General features: G+C 64.3%; 16 protein-coding genes and 1 pseudogene. 7 read left to right on the forward strand and 10 right to left on the reverse strand.

Annotated features, from left to right (window positions below):
• The first annotated feature begins 4 nt into the window (after window positions 1–4).
• The 6 genes and pseudogenes from ACVILI_RS06395 to ACVILI_RS06420 all read left to right on the forward strand — a co-directional run bounded on the left by ACVILI_RS06395 (window position 5) and on the right by ACVILI_RS06420 (window position 6986).
• Entirely contained in the window at window positions 5–634 is a 630-nt protein-coding gene (locus ACVILI_RS06395; protein WP_019862641.1) for an HD domain-containing protein, read from the forward strand.
• Window positions 631–1725: a carnitine 3-dehydrogenase gene (locus tag ACVILI_RS06400; RefSeq protein ID WP_038651464.1), complete on the forward strand. Its 1095-nt coding sequence runs from the start codon at window positions 631–633 to the stop codon at window positions 1723–1725. The genes ACVILI_RS06395 and ACVILI_RS06400 overlap by 4 nt, the downstream gene beginning before the upstream one ends.
• A gap of 4 nt (window positions 1726–1729) precedes the next feature.
• Window positions 1730–2893, forward strand: coding sequence for an acyl-CoA dehydrogenase family protein (locus ACVILI_RS06405; protein ID WP_019862645.1), 1164 nt, complete (start codon window positions 1730–1732; stop codon window positions 2891–2893).
• Window positions 2894–2976: 83 nt separating this feature from the next.
• Window positions 2977–5056 (forward strand): annotated as a pseudogene (locus tag ACVILI_RS06410) (acetate--CoA ligase family protein).
• Window positions 5049–5831: a carnitinyl-CoA dehydratase gene (locus tag ACVILI_RS06415; RefSeq protein ID WP_032932615.1), complete on the forward strand. Its 783-nt coding sequence runs from the start codon at window positions 5049–5051 to the stop codon at window positions 5829–5831. Before ACVILI_RS06410 ends, ACVILI_RS06415 begins: the two are co-directional and overlap by 8 nt.
• A gap of 216 nt (window positions 5832–6047) precedes the next feature.
• Complete coding sequence (locus ACVILI_RS06420; protein WP_457102359.1) at window positions 6048–6986, forward strand: alpha/beta hydrolase; 939 nt, start codon at window positions 6048–6050, stop codon at window positions 6984–6986.
• Window positions 6987–7025: 39 nt separating this feature from the next.
• Here ACVILI_RS06420 and ACVILI_RS06425 read toward each other — a convergent pair whose 3' ends face one another.
• The 5 genes from ACVILI_RS06425 to ACVILI_RS06445 form a co-directional block, all read right to left on the reverse strand.
• Complete coding sequence (locus tag ACVILI_RS06425) at window positions 7026–8684, reverse strand: FAD-binding dehydrogenase (RefSeq protein ID WP_240564620.1); 1659 nt, start codon at window positions 8682–8684, stop codon at window positions 7026–7028.
• Window positions 8685–8768: 84 nt separating this feature from the next.
• Window positions 8769–9755, reverse strand: coding sequence for a Gfo/Idh/MocA family protein (locus ACVILI_RS06430; RefSeq protein ID WP_038651473.1), 987 nt, complete (start codon window positions 9753–9755; stop codon window positions 8769–8771).
• Window positions 9756–9836: 81 nt separating this feature from the next.
• Window positions 9837–10412 carry a YceI family protein gene (locus ACVILI_RS06435; RefSeq protein ID WP_038651476.1) on the reverse strand — a complete coding sequence of 192 codons (576 nt, stop codon included), beginning with the start codon at window positions 10410–10412 and terminating at the stop codon, window positions 9837–9839.
• A gap of 69 nt (window positions 10413–10481) precedes the next feature.
• Window positions 10482–11051: a cytochrome b gene (locus ACVILI_RS06440; protein ID WP_019862652.1), complete on the reverse strand. Its 570-nt coding sequence runs from the start codon at window positions 11049–11051 to the stop codon at window positions 10482–10484.
• A gap of 71 nt (window positions 11052–11122) precedes the next feature.
• Entirely contained in the window at window positions 11123–12013 is an 891-nt protein-coding gene (locus tag ACVILI_RS06445; protein WP_019862653.1) for a LysR family transcriptional regulator, read from the reverse strand.
• Window positions 12014–12194: 181 nt separating this feature from the next.
• Between ACVILI_RS06445 and ACVILI_RS06450 the strand changes: the two genes are divergently transcribed.
• The gene (locus ACVILI_RS06450) at window positions 12195–13190 is read left to right on the forward strand and encodes an aldo/keto reductase (protein ID WP_038651479.1); all 996 of its coding nucleotides are present in this window, start codon (window positions 12195–12197) and stop codon (window positions 13188–13190) included.
• Between the two features lie 103 nt (window positions 13191–13293).
• Here the strand turns inward: ACVILI_RS06450 and ACVILI_RS06455 are convergent, their stop codons facing one another.
• The 5 genes from ACVILI_RS06455 to rplT form a co-directional block, all read right to left on the reverse strand.
• The gene (locus ACVILI_RS06455) at window positions 13294–13896 is read right to left on the reverse strand and encodes a nucleotidyltransferase family protein (RefSeq protein WP_038651482.1); all 603 of its coding nucleotides are present in this window, start codon (window positions 13894–13896) and stop codon (window positions 13294–13296) included.
• A 94-nt stretch (window positions 13897–13990) separates the two neighbouring features.
• On the reverse strand, window positions 13991–16399 hold the full coding sequence (gene pheT, locus ACVILI_RS06460) for a phenylalanine--tRNA ligase subunit beta (protein ID WP_019862656.1): 2409 nt from the start codon (window positions 16397–16399) through the stop codon (window positions 13991–13993).
• Window positions 16396–16818: a GFA family protein gene (locus ACVILI_RS06465; RefSeq protein ID WP_038651485.1), complete on the reverse strand. Its 423-nt coding sequence runs from the start codon at window positions 16816–16818 to the stop codon at window positions 16396–16398. Before ACVILI_RS06465 ends, pheT begins: the two co-directional genes overlap by 4 nt.
• Window positions 16815–17912 carry a phenylalanine--tRNA ligase subunit alpha gene (gene pheS, locus ACVILI_RS06470; protein ID WP_019862658.1) on the reverse strand — a complete coding sequence of 366 codons (1098 nt, stop codon included), beginning with the start codon at window positions 17910–17912 and terminating at the stop codon, window positions 16815–16817. Before pheS ends, ACVILI_RS06465 begins: the two co-directional genes overlap by 4 nt.
• A 146-nt stretch (window positions 17913–18058) precedes the next feature.
• Entirely contained in the window at window positions 18059–18460 is a 402-nt protein-coding gene (gene rplT / locus ACVILI_RS06475; protein ID WP_006201247.1) for a 50S ribosomal protein L20, read from the reverse strand.
• Between the last annotated feature and the right edge of the window lie 56 nt (window positions 18461–18516).

Raw genomic sequence — 18516 nt, forward strand, 5'->3', positions numbered from 1 at the left:
GATCATGGCTACCGTCAAGTTCACCGCGATGAAGGATGGCGACAGGGACGATTACGAGTTCCTGACCGCCCATGAAATCGACTATGCCGCCAAAACCGGCGAGCGGCTGCTCGACGCGCTGGTCCAGCTCGACGAGGGGCTGTCCGGCTACAAGATCACCCGGCTCGGCCATTCGCTGCAGGCGGCGACGCGCGCCTGGCGCGACGGCGCCGACACCGACTGGATCGCCTGCGCGCTGCTGCATGATATCGGCGACATCTACGCGCCCTACAATCACGACGAATACGCCGCTTCGATCCTGAAGCCCTTCGTGCGCGAGCAATGCACCTGGGTGGTGGAAAAGCACGGTGACTTCCAGCGGCTCTACTACGCCCATCATCTCGGCGGCAACCGCCATGCGCGCGATCGCTTTGCCGGCCACGCCTATTTCGACGATTGCGACCAGTTTTGCGAGCGCTGGGACCAGTCGAGCTTCGATCCCGATTACGAGACGCTGCCGATCGACTTCTTCCGACCCTTCGTGCTCGAGGTCTTTGCCCGCAAGGCTTACGACCCGGCCGTGATCCGCGCCGGCGAGCGCGTGCCTCTCGTCGATCCCGAAACAGCCAGGACAAGAACCGGAGCTTCCGCATGAGCATCATCAACAAGGCGGCCGCCATTGGCGGCGGTGTCATCGGCGCCGGCTGGGTGGCGCGGTTGCTGCTCAACGGTATCGACGTGTCGATCTTCGATCCCGATCCCGAAGCCTCGCGCAAGGTCTCGGAAGTGATGAAGGGCGCGCGCCGCGCCTACAAGCAGATGGTGCCCGGCGGCTTGCCGAAAGAGGGCAAGCTCACCTTCGCCAAGACCATTGCCGAGGCGGTCGCCGATGCCGATTTCATCCAGGAAAGCGTGCCGGAGCGTCTCGATCTCAAGCACAAGGTGCTGGCCGAGATCGACGCCCATGCGCCGACCAACGCGATTGTCGGCTCCTCGACCTCCGGCATCAAGCCGACCGACATGCAGGTGGCGATGAAGAAGCACCCGGAGCGGCTGGTCGTCGGCCATCCGTTCAACCCGGTCTATCTCCTGCCGTTGGTCGAAATCGTCGGCGGCGAGCAGACCTTTCCCGAGGCCATCGAGGTCGCCAAGGAGATCTATGCCTCGATCGGCATGAAGCCTGTCGTCATCCGCAAGGAGATCGAGGCCTTCGTCGGCGACCGCCTGCTGGAAGCAGCCTGGCGCGAGGCGCTGTGGCTGATCAAGGACGGCATCTGCACGGTCGAGGAACTCGACGACATCATGCGCTACGGTTTCGGCCTGCGCTGGGCGCAGATGGGCATGTTCCAGGTCTACCGCGTCGCCGGCGGCGAGGCCGGCATGCGCCACTTCATGGCGCAGTTCGGGCCGTGCCTGAAATGGCCGTGGACCAAGCTGATGGACGTGCCGGAATTCAACGACGAGCTGGTCGACCTGATCGCCACCCAGTCGGACGACCAGGCGCATGGCCTGTCGATCCGCGAGCTGGAAAAGATCCGCGACGACAATCTTGTCGCGATCATGGATGCGCTGTCGAAGCAGAACAAGGGCAAGGGCTGGGGCGCCGGCGCGCTGCATAAGGATTATACGAAGCAGCTGGCCAAGCTGGCGGCGAAGAAGCCGACGGCTTCCACGGCCGCCGAGAAGGCCAAGGCCTCCAAGCCGGTGAAGAAGGCGGAGAAGCCGAAGAAAAAGAAGAAGGGCTGAGGCCATGGATTTCGGTCTTTCGGAGGAACAAAAACTCATCGTCGAGACGACGCGCGCCTTCGTCGAGAACGAGCTTTATCCGCATGAGCGCGAGGTCGAGCGCACCGGCGTGCTGCGCCGCGAGCTGATCGAGGAGATCAAGGCCAAGGCGATCGAGGCCGGGCTCTATGCCGCCAACATGCCGGCGGACGTCGGCGGCGCGGGTCTCGATACGGTGACCTGGCTGCTCTACGAAAAGGAACTCGGCCGCGCCAATTATGCGCTGCACTGGACCTGCGTCGCGCGGCCTTCCAACATCCTCCTGGCCGGCACCCCCGAGCAGCGCGAAAAATATCTGTTTCCTTGCATCCGTGGCGAGAAATGGGACTGCCTGGCGATGACCGAGCCTGGCGCCGGCTCCGATTTGCGCGGCATGAAGGCGTCAGCCGTGCAGGACGGCGATGACTGGGTGCTCAACGGCACCAAGCATTTTATCTCTCACGCCGATCTCGCTGATTTCGCCATCGTCTTCATGGCGTCCGGCGAAGAGGATTCGCCGCGTGGCAAGCGCAAGAAGATCACCGCCTTCTTTGTCGACAAGGGCACCAAGGGTTTCACGGTGCGCGATGGCTACCGCAACGTCTCCCACCGCGGCTACACCAACGCCATCCTCGAATTCGACGATTGCCGGCTGCCGGCAAGCCAGGTTCTCGGCGAAGTGCACAAGGGCTTCGATGTTGCCAATTCCTGGCTGGGCGCCACGCGCCTGCAGGTTGGCGCCACCTGTCTCGGCCGCGCCGAGCGGGCGCTCGGCCATGCGGTGGAGTATGCCGCGCAGCGCCAGCAATTCGGCCAGCAGATCGGCAAGTTCCAAGGCGTGTCGTTCAAGCTCGCCGACATGGCGACCGAATTGAAGGCCGCCGACCTCATGGTCTTCGAAGCCGGCTGGAAGTACGATCAAGGCACCGTCACCGACCAGGACATGGCCATGGCCAAGCTGAAGGCCACCGAAATGCTCGCATACGTTGCCGACGAGGCGATCCAGATCCATGGCGGCATGGGGCTGATGGACGACCTGCCGCTGGAACGCATCTGGCGCGACGCTCGCGTCGAACGCATCTGGGAGGGCACGTCGGAGATTCAGCGACATATTATTTCGCGGGCGCTGCTGCGTCCGTTCGGTGCTTAGAGCATGATCGTCCAAAGCCGAGATTCGGTTTTGTCGGGCAAACGAGATCGTTTGTCCTGAGATGCTCAAACGAAAAGATGACCATGCATAAACTCGAACGTCTCCTGCGCCCGAAATCGATCGCCGTCTTCGGTGGCGTGCAGGCCGCCGCCGTCGTCGCGCAATCGATCAAGATGGGTTTTGCCGGCGAGATCTGGCCGGTGCACCCGACCAAGGACGAGGTTGCCGGACGTAAGGCCTACCGGTCCGTCGCCGATCTGCCCGGCGCGCCGGATGCCGCCTTTGTCGGAGTCAACCGGCATCTGACCATCGAGGTCGTCAAGGCGCTGGCCGAACGCGGCGCCGGCGGCGCCGTCTGCTTTGCCGCCGGCTTCCTCGAGACCGAAGCCTATGACGATGACGGCGAGCGGCTGCAGGCCGAATTGGTCGCGGCCGCTGGCGAGATGCCGATCATCGGGCCGAATTGCTACGGCCTGATCAACTATGCCGACGGCGCGCTTTTGTGGCCTGACCAGCATGGCGGCATCCGGCTGGAGGAGGGCGGCAAGGGTGTCGCCATCATCACCCAGTCCTCCAACATCGCCATCAACATGACGATGCAGAAGCGCGGCCTGCCGATCGCCTTCCTGATGACCGCCGGCAACCAGGCGCAGACCGGCCTCTCCGAAATGGCGCTCGGCCTGATCGAGGATGAGCGGGTCACCTCGCTCGGCCTGCATATCGAGGCCTTCGATTCGGTAGCCGGCTTCGAGCGGCTGGCGGCGCGCGCACGCGAACTGAAAAAGCCTATCATCGCCATGAAGGTCGGCCGCTCCGAACAGGCGCGGCAGGCGACCGTTTCGCACACCGCCTCACTGGCCGGCTCGGACGCGGCCTCGGGTGCCTTCCTGAGGCGGCTCGGCATTGCGCGCGTCGATTCCATCCCCGCCTTCATCGAGGCGCTGAAGCTGCTGCACATCACCGGGCCGCTGCCCGGCTATAGGCTGTCGTCGATGAGCTGTTCGGGCGGCGAGGCCTCCGTCATGGCCGACAGCGCCGAAGGCCGCTGGGTCAATTTCCCGGTTCTGACCGAGAGCCATCGCGCCTATGTCAAGTCGACGCTCGGGCCGCTGGTCGCGGTCGCCAATCCGTTGGATTATCACACCTTCATCTGGAACAACGAGCCGGCGATGACCGCCACCTTCACCGCCATGGTGTCGGGCGGCTTCGACCTCAACATGCTGGTGCTCGACTTTCCGCGCCCCGACCGCTGTTCGGTCACCGACTGGTGGGCGACGCTGCGCGCCTTCGAATCGGCGCTGAAGACCAACAGGGGCGCATGGCGCGATCGTCTCCTCGCTGCCGGAGAACCTGCCCGAGGAATACACCGCCGAACTGATGGCGCGCGGCATGGTGCCGTTGTTCGGCATTTCCGAGGCCATGGATGCGGCGGGCGCGGCGGCCTTCATCGGCTGGGCATGGGGCGAGCCGCAGGCGAAGCCGGTCGACACATCCGCTGCAGGTGCTGCCGGCGGCGAGCAGGTCACGCCCGACGAGGCCGAAGCCAAGGCGCGGCTGATCAAGGCCGGGCTTCCGGTGCCCAAGGGCGAGCGCGCCGGCAATGCGGTGGAAGCGGTGATCTCCTCGATGGCGCTCGGCTTTCCCGTGGCGCTGAAGGCGCTGGGCGTCACCCATAAATCCGAGGTCGGCGCCGTCCGGCTCAATCTCAAGGACGCCGAATCCGTCAGCACGGCGGCGCATGATCTGCTGCCGCTCGGCACAGGCCTCTATGTCGAGCGCATGGTGCGCGACGGCGTCGCCGAACTGATCGTCGGCTTCACCAGGGATCCGATGTTCGGCGCGGTGATGACGCTCGGCACAGGCGGCGTGCTGGTCGAATTGCTGCGCGACAGCGTCACCTTGATGCTGCCGGCGACCCGCGACGACATCGAGGCGGCTTTGCGCGGCCTCAAACTGTTCCCGCTGCTCGAAGGCTATCGCGGCCGGCCGAAGGCCGATGTCGCGGCCGCCATAGATGCCATCGCGGGCATTGCCGGCTTCGTGCAGAAGAATGCCGGCGAGATCGAGGAACTCGACATCAACCCGCTGATCGTCTGCGTCGAGGGCAAGGGCGCCTGGATCGCCGACGCGCTGCTGGTGCTCGGAGAAAACAAGAATGTCTGACGTCATTTCCACCCGCCGCGAAGGCTCGATCCTAGAGGTCACCCTCGACCGGCCCAAGGCTAACGCCATCGACCTGAAGACTTCGCGGCTGATGGGGCAAACCTTCAAGGCGTTCCGCGACGACCCGGAACTGCGCGTCGCCATCGTCAAGACAGCCGGCGACAAGTTCTTCTGCGCCGGCTGGGACCTGAAGGCCGCCGCCGGCGGCGACGCGGTCGACGGCGACTATGGCGTCGGCGGCTTTGCCGGCCTGCAGGAATTGCGCGACTTGAACAAGCCGGTCATCGCTTGCGTCAACGGCATGGCGGTGGGTGGCGGCTTCGAACTGGCGCTGTCCTGTGACCTCATCTACGCCTCTGACCACTCCTCTTTCGCGCTGCCCGAAATCCGTGCCGGCACGCTGGCCGACGCGGCGACGATCAAGCTGCCGAAGCGCATTCCCTATCATGTCGCCATGGACCTTCTGCTCACCGGCCGCTGGATGGATGTCGCTGAGGCGCATCGCTGGGGCCTGGTCAACGAAGTGCTGCCCAAGGAAAAGCTCGAGGACCGCGTCTGGGAGATCGCCCGCCTGCTCGCCAGCGGCCCGCCGCTGGTCTTCGCCGCGATCAAGGAGACCGCGCGCGTGGCCGAAGCGCTGACCTTTCAGGACGCCATGAACAAGGTGACGCGCCGCCAGTTGGCGACCGTCGATGCGCTGTATGGGTCGGAAGACAATATGGAAGGTTTCCGCGCCTTCGCCGAAAAGCGCGATCCGGTGTGGAAGGGGAAGTGACTCCGCGGAGATGACAGCGCAAAGCACCCCCCTCTGCCCTGCCGGGCATCTCCCCCGCAAGGGGGGAGATCGGATGTTGTCTCTGCTTTCGCCAATCACAGGCGCCGCAAGAAAAGCGCCGCGATCAAAGTTGCTAATCTCTCCCCTTGCGGGGGAGATGTCCGGCAGGACAGAGGGGGGTGACTGGGCTCGACCTTTGCAGTCGGCGTGTCCAGCATGACCGATTACACAAAACTCATCGACGCAGAGACCTGGGCCTTCATCGAGCGGACCAATTCCTATTATCCGCCCGATACGATCGACTACACGATCGCGCAGCAGCGCGAGATCTATGACCGTATGTGCCGGGAATTCTTTGCCGGCTATCCCCAGGGCGTGACGGTCGAAACCTCGGCCATTGCAACACCAACGCACAATATCCCGATCCGCACCTACCGAAGCGCCCCGCAACCGGCGGCGACAGTGCTCTACATCCATGGCGGCGGCTTCATCCTTGGCGGGCTGGACAGCCATGACGACGTCTGCGCCGAGCTCTGCGCCCGCACTGGCTACGAAATTGTCTCCGTCGATTACCGGCTGGCGCCGGAGCATCTGCATCCGGCCGCCTTTGACGACGCCATGAGCGCTTTCGCATGGGCTGCCTCCACCCGCGACCAACCCATCCTGCTTTGCGGCGACAGCGCCGGCGGCAATCTCTGCGCCGCCACTGCGCACGCAACGCGCGGCCATGCGAAACGGCCGGCAGGCCAGGTGCTGATCTATCCCGGCCTCGGCGGCGACCGCTCGAAGGGTTCGTATGTGACACATGCCGAAGCGCCGATGCTGACCATGCGCGATCTCGAATTCTACAAGCATATCCGCACCGGCGGGCAGGATCGCAGCGGCGATGCCGCGCTGGCGCCGCTTGCCGACACCGACTTCGCCAAGCTGCCGCCGACAGTGCTGGTCACCGCTGAGTGCGACCCGCTGTCTTCGGACGGCGAGGCCTATTGTGACCGCATCGTCGCGGCAGGCGGGCGGGCCACCTGGTTCGAGGAACCGGGTCTGGTGCACGGCTATCTCAGGGCCCGGCACACGGTCGGGCGCGCCCGCGAAAGTTTCACGCGGATCGTCGACGCGGTCGCCGCCCTTGGACGAGGCGCCTGGCTCTGGTAAGCGGTTTCCCGTCTCACCACGGGCCATGGTAACGTCGTTTCACGCCACCGAGCGTCCCGCCGCTCGGCCGGCGCTGCGGCCGGAGAAGATGCAGCCGCCAAGGAACGTGCCTTCCAGTGCGGCATAGCCGTGCACGCCGCCGCCGCCGAAGCCGGCCGCTTCGCCCACCGCATAGAGCCCGGGTACTGGTTGCCCATCGGCGCCCAGCACGCGGCTATCGAGATCGGTCTGCAGGCCGCCCAGCGTCTTGCGCGTCAGGATGTTGAGCCGCACCGCGATCAGCGGGCCCTTTGCCGGATCGAGCATCTTGTGCGGCTTGGCCGTACGGATGAGCTTGTCGCCGAGATAGGCGCGGGCGCCGCGCAGGGCGGTGATCTGCATGTCCTTGGAGAACGGATTGTCGAGTTGGCGATCGCGGGCTCGGATCTCGCGTTCCACCTGGGCGACGTCGAGCAGCGGCTCGCCGCCGGCCAGCGCGTTCATGCGCGTCACCAGCTTCGAAAGGTCGGCCTCGACGATGAAATCCTCGCCCTTCTCCATGAACGCTTTCACCGGACCCGGAATGCCCGACGTCGCGCGGCCGAGCACCTGGCGCCAGCTCTTGCCGGTGAGGTCGGGATTTTGCTCGGAGCCCGACAGCGCGAACTCCTTCTGGATGATCTTCCTGGTCAGGATAAACCAGGAATAGTCGAAGCCGGTGCTCATGATGTGGCTGAGCGTGCCCAGCGTGTCGAAACCGGGATAGAGCGGCACCGGCAGGCGCTTGCCGCGCGCGTCGAGCCAGAGCGAGGACGGGCCGGGCAGGATGCGGATCGCATGGTCGGTCCAGATCGGCGCCCAGTTTCTTATGCCCTCGACATAGTGCCACATGCGGTCGCGGTTGATGATCATGCCGCCGGCCGCTTCGGTGATCGCCAGCATGCGGCCGTCGACATGGTCAGGCACGCCGGTGATCATGCGCTTGGGCGCCGTTCCCAGCCGCTTCGGCCAGTTTTCCCGCACCAGCTGGTGGTTGGCGCCGATGCCGCCGGAGGCGACGATCACCGCTTGCGCGTGAAGCTCGAAATCGCCCGATATGTCGCGCGAGCTCTTGTGGCCGCGCTCGACGGTGCTGGGTTCCAGGATGTCGCCGCGCACACCGGTCACGACAGCGCCAGTGCGCGTCAGTTCGTTGACCCGGTGGCGGAACTTGAAGCTGACCAATCCGCGCTTCTGCGCCTCGCGCACGCGCTGAACAAAGGGCTCGAGAACACCGGGGCCGGTGCCCCAGGTGATGTGGAAGCGCGGCACTGAATTGCCGTGGCCTATGGCATTGCCGCCGCCGCGCTCGGCCCAGCCGACGACGGGAAAGAATTTCAGGCCGCGCTGCAGCAGCCAGGAGCGTTTCTCGCCGGCGGCGAAACCGACATAGGCTTCCGCCCATTTGCGCGGCCAGAAATCCTCCGGCCGGTCGAAAGCGGCCGTGCCCATCCAGTCCTCGAGCGCCAGATCATGCGAATCGCGGATGCGCATGCGCCGCTGCTCGGGCGAATCGACGAGGAAGAGCCCGCCGAACGACCAGAACGCCTGTCCGCCCAGCGACTGCTCCGGCTCCTGGTCGACGATGATGATCTTCTTGCCGGCCTCGGCGAGTTCGGCGGCGGCAACCAGCCCGGCAAGGCCGCCGCCGACAATGATAACGTCCGCATCGTCAGCCATCTTTCCTCCCAGAATTAGCCGGCTAGCGCAATTCCAGGAAAAGTGTGAGGCGGTTTTCCATCCAGAATTGCGTCAAAGTAAATGTCAGACGGCCTCCCAGCCGTCCTTGCCGCCGGCGCGGAAGATAGCGTCGATGACCTTCTGGTTGAGCACGGATTCCTCCAGCGTGAAGACACGCTCCTTGCCGCCCTGTGCGGCGCGCGCGAAAGTCTCGACCTCCAGCCGGTACTGCTGCGTGCCGGGAAAGCGGAACACTTGCGCTTCGGTATGGTTCTGGTTGTGCAACTCGACGCGGTGATGGTCGTAGAGCCCGGCATTGAAGGGCGAGAAGACCTCGATGAAACCCTTCTCGCCGTGGAACACCATCACCTGGCGCGCCGCCATCTGCGTCGACAGATAGAAGGACAGTTCGAAATCGCCGAAATCGGCGCGGATCGAGGAGTAGATGTCGGTGCCGAATTTCTTGTCGCGCTCGATCGTTGCCTGCACACGGCTAGGCTCCTTGCCGGTCGAAAACCGCGTCGACACAGTCGGGTAGACGCCGATGTCGGGCAATGCGCCGCCGCCGAGGTCGAGCTGGTTGCGCATATTGTTGGGGTCGACATTGTAATAGGAGAACGCGCCCTGCACATGGCGCAGCCGGCCGATGGCGCCGCCGGCGATGAGGTCGCGCACCTTGATCCATTGCGGGTGGTAAATGACCATGAAGGCTTCGCAGACCAGCACCTTCTTGGCATCGCGCAGCTTGATCAGCGGCGGGATATCCTTGGCGTCGAGCGCCAGAGGCTTCTCGACCAGCACATGTTTTCCCGCCTCGATGGCCTTGGCCGTCCATTCGACATGCTGCGAGGTCGGCAGCGGGATATAGACGCCGTCAATATCCTTGGAGGCCAGCAGTTCCTCGTACGATCCGAACGCATGGCGCGCGCCGAAGCGCTCGGCCAGGGCCGTGGCTTTCGACAGGTCGCGGCTGGCAATCGCCGACAGCACGCCATTCTCCGCCTCGACGATTGCCGGCAACAACTGCTCGCGACCGATCTTGGCCGTCGACAACACACCCCATCGGAACATCACGCTTCTCCATGTCGGTTACATCAGGCGAGGTTTGCCCGAAATCGACGGAAAAGCCAATGACCGAGGCTGACCCCTGGCTCAGCCCCGCTTCCCCGTCAGCGTCATGTCGAAGTCGACGACGTTGGAATAGAGCGGCGTGCCGACATCCATGCCGTAGCGCGACCGCAGTACCTTGCCGGTGACATGGAATTTGATCGTGCCGCCCTTCAACCCATTGAGCTCGGCGGTGAATTTTTCCGCAAACGTCTTGCCGCGCGCCGTCAGCCTGCCGGTGACAAGGGCTGACGTGTCGCCGGTGCGGGTCACGCTGGTCGAGCGGAACTGGATTTCCGGGCTGTTGGCCGCATCGAACACCGCGTCGGAGCGCAGGAAGGCATCGATGCGACTCTGGCCGGTGCCGACGCTTTCCGGATAGATGGTAAGGTCGACCTTCGAGCGCCCGACATCGCCATTGTCGATGCGGATCGTGCCCTTGAAGCGGGCGAAGGCGCCGTCGAAGCCGCCGCCGCCGGCCTTGCCTATGGTGAAACGGATGCTGGAGCCTGCCGGGCTGATCGTGTAGCTGCCGGCGGCGTCGCTCAATGCCACCGCCGCGGCTGCGGGCACGGCAAGGCATGCGGCAAAAGCCGCGAATCCAAGGATGCGCGCATGCATGGGATTGTTCCTTTCCTGGAGGCAACGCTTGTTAGCGTCCTCCCCTCACAAACGCGCGTGCCGCCCGCTCTATTCCCCACCTGACGAAGGTGTGATCATACGCGTGAGCACGCTGTCGCGCAGCAGGAAGTGATGGCGCAGGGCGGCTGCGACATGCAGCGCGACGAGCGCGATGCCGACATAGGCGAGATACCAGTGCGCGGCCGCCCAGAAGCTTTCGGCGGCATCGGATTCGGCGAGCGGCAGATTGGGCATAACGAACAGGTTGAACGGCATGGTCGGAATTTCCAGCGTCGAAACCGAAACCAGCGCCCAGCCGGACAAGGGCAAGGTGATCTGGAAGGCATAGAGCGCCAGATGCGCAAGCGGCGCCGTACGCCGTTCGAGCGCGCCGACCGAAGCCGGCAGAGGCGGCATCGCATTGCCAAGCCGCCAGGCGATGCGCAGGATAATGAGGCCAAGCAGCAGAAAGCCCAGCGATTTGTGCAACTGGATCAGCTCGAAAGCGGTGCGCTGGCTGGTCAGCCGCACCATGATGAAGCCGAGGGCGAACTGGCCGATGAAGATGATGCCGATCAGCCAGTGAAGAAGGATCGTCGCCCAGCCGTAGCGGGTCGCGGTGTTGGTGATCGACTGCATTGTGTGTGAACGACGCTGGACAGAACTTTCTTCCAACGCCCCTCACCCTCCCTACAAGGTGAAAGGGTAAGCTAACCGCTCACCTTGAAGAAATCCACAAATGCCCTGAGCGCCGGGCGCATCTGCCGGCGGCTGGGGTAATAGACAAAGAACCCGTCGAAGGGTGGGCACCAGTCCTCCAGCACGCGGATCAGCCTTCCGTCGGCGAGCGGGGCATGCACATAAGGCTCAAAGACGAAGGCGAGCCCGGCGCCGTCGATCGCGGCTTGCGCGATCAGATGGTCCTCGTCGAGGATCAGCGGCCCCTGCGCGGCGATCTCCATCTCCTCGCCGTCCTTTTCGAATTCCCAGCGGTAGAGAATGCCGCTGGAGAAGCGGAAGCGGATGCAGCGATGAACGGCAAGGTCGCGCGGATGATGCGGCCTCGGCATGGCCGCGAAATAGGATGGCGCGCCGACCACCGCGCCGCGCATGTCCGGCCCGATGCGCACCGCGATCATGTCGCGCTGCAGGCTCTCGCCGAGCCGCACGCCGGCGTCGAAACCACCTTCCACCACATCGGTGAAACGATCCTCGATGAGGATCTCCAGCACGATATCGGGATAGGCCGCGGCAAAGGCGCCGAGCCGTGGCGTCAGCACCAGATGCGCCGCCGTGCGCGGCACGCTGAGCCGCAGATTCCCGGCCGGCCGGTCGCGCGCCTCGAGTGCCGTCTCCAGCGCCAGGTCGATTTCGGAAAGGGCAGGACGTAACCGCTCCAGCAATTGCGCACCCTCTTCCGTCGGCGCGACGCTGCGGGTGCTGCGCGCCAGGAGCCGCACGCCGAGCCGTGCCTCCAGACTGGACACGGCATGGCTGACCGCTGACGGTGCGATGGCCAATTCCCTGGCCGCGCCGCGAAAGCTGCCACATTGGGCGACGGTCGCAAGCACGGCCAGTTGGGAGAGATGCGCTCGGTTCATTGATCTATTTCTTGGAACAGCCCGTGCAAATGAGAGACGATTATCGAACACAAAGCAAGGCGCTATCTCCTCACGCATGTCGCCCAAAAGTGCGCAGCGGTTTTGGGACAACGACATGCACAAAACAAAACTTAAAGCGCGTTGTCGACGCGCTTTAAGCATCACAACAAGGAGACGCGTGATGCAAACCCGCAAGCTGGGAACTGAATTGAACGTTTATCCCGTCGGCCTCGGCTGCATGGGCATGAGCTTTGCCTATGGCGGTCAGCCGGAGGGCGAGGCGATCGCCACGCTGCACCGCGCCGTCGAGATCGGCGTCAACTTCTTCGACACGGCGGAAGTCTATGGCCCCTACGAGAACGAGATCCTGCTCGGCAAGGCACTGAAGTCGGTTCGCGACAAGGTGACTATCGCCACCAAGTTCGGCTTCAAGATTCTGGAGGAAGGCACCGGCCTCGACCGCATGGCCGGCGTCGACGGCCGCCCCGAGCACGTCAAGGCGGTGGCCGAGGCCTCGCTGAAGCGGTTGGGTACCGATGTCATCGACCTCTATTACCAGCACCGTGTCGACCCCAACGTGCCGATCGAGGATACGGTCGGTGCCATGGCCGAGCTGGTGCGCGAGGGCAAGGTGCGCGCGCTCGGCCTGTCGGAGGCAAGTGCGGCGACCATCCGCCGTGCGCATGCCGTGCATCCCATCGCGGCCGTACAGAGCGAATATTCGCTGTGGACCCGTGACCCGGAAGAAGAGGTGTTCGCCGTCTGCCGCGAACTCGGCATCGGCTTCGTTCCCTACAGCCCGCTCGGCCGTGGCCTTTTGACCGGCACCATCGCCAGGCCGGAAACGCTAGACGATGGCGACTGGCGCCGGACCTTGCCGCGCTTCCAGGCCGAGGCCATGGAAGCCAATGCCAAGGTTATCGCCACGCTGGAAAAAATGGCGGCGGAAAAGGGCGTAACCTCGGCGCAGCTGGCGCTCGCCTGGGTGCTGCACCAGGGCGATTTCATCGTGCCGATCCCGGGTGCACGGAAAATCCGCCATCTGGAGCAGAACACTGCGGCGGCGGAGATCGAACTGAGTGCAGCCGAGGTCGCGGCGATCGGCGATGCGCTGTCGCCGGACAAGGTGGTCGGCAAGCGCTACACGGAGGAGTTGCTGGCGCTTGTGAATGGGTGAGCAGCGGTCAGCGGAAGAAGGGGCGCTTCGGCGCCTCTTTTTGCAGCGTTGAGAATGGGAGCCGTCGGCGGGACAGCGCCCCCCTCTGTCCTGCCTCCGCGTCCTACCACGGCACCACCTCAATCTCCGGCCAGCACTCCCGCGCCCGCTTGCCCTTCGCCTCATGCGTGCGCCGGTTATCCATCACTCGGTTTGGCGTGATGCGGAACGAAAAGACATCGTCGAGCCCGAATGGCGCCACCAGATCGAGCTGCCCGTGGGCATCGAACCGCACCCCGACCGCATGCGTCTTCGAGGCGAAATGGCTGATGGGTTCGCGGGAACTCGTATAGCGCGGGCAGGGCTGCCCGAATTTCTGCGGATACCAAAGATGCACCCGCGCCTGGTTGCGCACCTCGACCGGCAGCGCCAGCTCTTCGAAATGCCGCGCTGCCTGGCGGATGACATCGTCCTCGGCCTCATAGGACAGGTCGCTGTCGTCGAAATAGAACAGGTCGACATCCTTGATGCCGTAACCTGATGGCTTGCCCGTCAAATGGTTCCAGACGCTGTTGTAAAGTGCGCCGGAGACGACCAGCCAGTCCGGCAGCTCAAGCGTGCGGGCACGTACCAGTGCTTCACGGACGAGCGAGTCCCCCGACACGATCTCGAGAAACGCCCCTCGCTGTGCTTCGAACGGCAGCCCGGAATAGCGCAGATGGTCCATCGCCCTTTGGAGGACGATTCGCCATCTGCCTGCAAGGCGTAGTTCCGGCGCAATTCCTGTAGGAAAACCGCTACGCACTTTTCCCGAAATTGCTTCAGCCGCGCAGCACGCCGCCCGTCTGTTTGCCGACATTCTCGACGATGCGCTTGGCCAGCGCCTCGAAATCCTCGTCGGTCAGCGTCTTCTCGACCGGCTGGATCGACACTTCGATGGCGATCGATTTTTTGTCAGCGCCGAGCGACGCGCCTTCGAAAATGTCGAAGACCGAGACGGCTGTGATCAGCTTCTTGTCGGCGGCAAGTGCGGCGCGCATCAGCGTACCGGCCTCGATCGCTTTGTCGACGACGAAGGCGAAGTCGCGCTTCACCGCCTGGAAGGCCGAGAGCTCCAGCTTCGGCTTGGTCTTCGTCGGCTTGGCCTTCGGCTCCGGCACGGCGTCGACGAACACTTCGAAGCCGCAGAGTGGGCCGGAAACATCGAGCCCTTCCATCGTCTTGGGATGGAATTCGCCGAACGTGCCGAGCACGGTCTTCGGCCCGAGCTTGATCGTGCCGGACCGGCCGGGATGGTACCAGGCCGGACCGCCCGCCTCGATCTGCAGCCGTTCGACGGGCGCGCCGCAGGCCTCGAGCGCCGCAATCGCATCGGCCTTGGCATCGAACACGCCGACCGGACCGGAATTGCCGGCCCAGCTGCGGCCGGAGCCGTCGAGTTTGGCCGTGCCGCGGCGCACGCCGGCGGCCACGCGCCGCTGCTGGTCGGCGCCGTCGCCCTCATAGGTGCCCGAGACCTCGAACAGCGCGACGTCGCCAATGCCCTTGTCGGCATTGCGCTGCGCGGCGGCGATCAGCCCCGGCAGCAGCGACGGCCGCATGTCGGACATGTCGGCGGCGATCGGGTTCGCAAGCTTCAGCGCCGTCTGGCCGCCGCCGAACAACTCGGCATGCTTGGCCGGAATGAACGACCATGTGACGGCTTCCATCATGCCGCGCACGGCAAGCGCGCGCTTGGCTGTGCGGGTGCGGATCTGCAGCGTGGTCAGGATCTTCGAATTGACTGCGTCATGAGCGCCGAGCGGCTGCGGGGCGATGTTGTCGACGCCGTGGATGCGCATCACTTCCTCGACCAGATCGGCCTTGCCATCGACATCGGGACGCCAGGACGGCACCGCCACATCGACGACATCGCCCGAACCCTGCGGCTTGAAGCCGAGTCGTGACAGGATGTCGAGGCTTTCCGCCTTGGGCACCTCGATGCCGGTCAGCCGCGTCACTTCCGACAGCGGAAGGGAGACGATCTTGGGCTTGTGGCCGGCATAGCCGACGACCTCGGTCTCGGCCGGCTCACCGCCGCAGAGATCGAGCACCAGCCTCGTCGCCAGCTCGACGCCGGGGACCATGAATTCAGGGTCGACGCCGCGCTCGAAACGGTAGCGCGCATCGGTGATGATGCCGAGCGTGCGGCCGGTGCGGGCGGTGGTGATCGGATCCCAAAGCGCGGATTCGATGAGCACGTCGGTCGTGTACTCGTCGCAGCCGGAATGCTCGCCGCCCATCACGCCGGCGATCGATTCGACGCCGTTGTTGTCCGCGATGGCGCACATGTCTGATGTCAGCGTGTATTCGCGACCGTCGAGCGCCATCACCTTCTCGCCGTCCCTGGCGCGGCGCACGACAAGGTTGCCGGCGACCTTCATGGCGTCGAACACATGCAGCGGCCGGCCGCGATCGAAGGTGACATAGTTGGTGATGTCGACCAGTGCACTGATTGGCCTGAGGCCAATGGCGATCAGCCTCTGCTGCAGCCATTTCGGTGACGGGCCGTTCTTGACGCCCTTCACCAACCGTAAGGCGAAGCCCGGGCAAAGCTCCGGCGCTTCGATCACCACCTTGACCGGCGTCTCGCCCTTGCCGGGAATCTGTTCGACCGCAGCGCTTTTCAGCGTGCCGAGCCCGCTTGCCGCCAGATCCCTGGCAATGCCGTAGACACTGGTGGCATCCGGCCGGTTCGGCGTCAGATTAATCTCGATGACCGGATCGTCGAGATGGGCGTAGGACGCAAAGCTGGTGCCGACCGGCGCGTCGGCCGGCAGGTCGATGATGCCATTGTGCTCGTCGGACAGTTCCAGCTCGCGCTCCGAACACATCATGCCGTGGCTTTCGACGCCCCGGATCTTTCCGACTGTCAGCGTCACGTCGATGCCGGGCACATAGGTGCCGGGCGCTGCGAAAGCGCCGATCAGGCCGGCGCGAGCATTCGGCGCGCCGCAGACAACCTGGACGGGGGGCTTGCCGTCGCCGGTGTCGACGGTCAGCACGCGCAGCCGGTCGGCATCGGGGTGCTGCACCGCCGTCAGCACCTTGGCGATGACGAAGGGTTTCAGGCTCGACTTGTCGTCGACATGCTCGACTTCGAGGCCGATCGACGTCAGCCGCTCGACGATCTCGTCGAGCGAGGCATCGGTCTCGAGGTGATCCTTGAGCCAGGAGAGGGTGAATTTCATGGGGCTGTTCCGTCTGGTCTTTTGACGCTTGATTTCAGATGTCTCGGCAGATCGTCGGACATATGCAGGAAGGGAAGCTGCTCGCTGACATAGGCATGCAGCGTCGGCTTGAAATCCGCCGGCGCGTCCATGGCGCCGAGCATGAAGTAGATGTCGTCTTCCAGCCGCTCGTCGACATAGGCGATGGGCGAGCCGCAGACGCCGCAAAACGAGCGCGTCACCGGGCCGTTCTCGTACATCTTCAGCGCCTTGCCGGTGAACGCCACCTTGCCGGCCAAAAAGCCGACAAAGGCCGAGACCGGCGCGCCGCTGGCCCGCCGGCAATCGCCGCAATGGCAATAGCTGACGTGATGCGGCTCGGCCGAAGCCTCGAACCGCACGGCGCCGCAGCGGCAGCCGCCGATGTGGAGCGCTGTCATGCGCTCAAGCCGCCGAACAGCGTCGGCATATCGAGCGGCCGGAAACCGTAATGCGACAGCCAGCGGACATCCGCGTCGAAGAAGGCGCGCAGATCCGGCATGCCGTATTTGAGCATGGCGATACGATCGATGCCCATGCCCCAGGCAAAACCCTGATATTCGTCCGGATCGAGCCCGCCGGCGCGCAGCACATTGGGATGCACCATGCCGCAGCCGAGAATCTCCATCCAGTCGGAGCCTTCGCCGAAACGCACTTCGCCGGGCCGCGAGCGGTCGCACTGGATGTCGACCTCGAGGCTTGGCTCGGTGAACGGGAAGAAGGACGGCCGGAAGCGCATCTTGACCGAGGGCACCTCGAAGAACGCCTTGCAGAATTCTTCCAGCACCCACTTCATATTGGCGACGTTGGCCGTCTTGTCGATCACCAGTCCCTCGACCTGATGGAACATCGGCGAGTGCGTGGCGTCGGAATCCTGCCGGTACGTCTTGCCCGGAATGACGATGCGGATCGGCGGCTTCTGCTTCTCCATGGTGCGGATCTGCACGGGCGAGGTGTGCGTGCGCAACAGCTTGCGCTCGCCCTTTTCGTCCGGCTGGAAGAAGAAGGTGTCGTGCATCTCGCGCGCCGGATGTCCCTCAGGGAAGTTCAGCGCGGTGAAATTGTAATAGTCGGTCTCGATGTCTGGACCTTCCGCGATGGCGAAGCCGAGATCGCCGAAGATCGCCGCGATCTCGTCGATGACCTGGCTGATCGGATGGATGCGGCCGCGCTCGGCCGGCGACTGCCGCACCGGCAGCGTCACGTCGACCTTCTCGGCGGCCAGACGCGCTGCGATCGCCACGTCTTTCAATTCGGCCTTGCGGGCCGTCAGCGCCTCGGTGACGCGGTTCTTGAGGCCGTTGATGACGGGCCCCTTGAGCTGGCGCTCCTCGGCGGTCATGGCGCCAAGCGTTTTCAGCATCTCGGACACGGTGCCCTTCTTGCCGAAGGCGGCGATGCGCACGGCCTCGATGGCCGGCTCGTCAGCGGCCGATGCGATATCGGCCAGCAGTGAATCTTCCAGGGCTTCAAGATTTCCAGCGGTGGCGTTCACAGTGAAGCTCTCTCGATAGGGCGACCGACACCACTTTGGTTCGTCGTCACCATTTTGGTTGCATCAGGGTCAAAAAAGAACCCGCGCCAGCCGTGCCAGCGCGGGTTCCCCAAATCAGAATTGCGAATGCTTGGGAAGCGCTGGTCTTAGGCGACAGCGCTTTCAAAAGCGTTCGGCGTGGTGTTCTTCAGATATTCGAGCGCGACCTTGGCCTTGGCCACGAGCGCGGCGAAAGCCTGCGGCTCATGGATGGCCATGTCGGACAGGATCTTGCGATCGATCTCGATTCCGGCCTTGTTCAAGCCATCGATGAAGCGGCCATAGGTCAGGCCATGCTCGTGGGTCGCGGCATTGATGCGCTGGATCCACAGCGCGCGGAACGAGCGCTTGCGGTTCTTGCGGTCGCGGTAGGCGTACTGCAGCGACTTTTCCACCGCCTGCTTGGCGATGCGGATGGTGTTCTTGCGGCGGCCGTAGAAGCCCTTGGCGGCTTTCAGGACCTTCTTGTGCTTGGCGTGCGAGGTGACGCCTCTCTTTACGCGTGCCATGTCATGATCTCCTTAAAAGCAATTCCAGGTGCCTGCGGCTTTCCGTTCGGAATTGC

It is taken from the genome of Mesorhizobium sp. USDA 4775 (genome assembly GCF_054062655.1).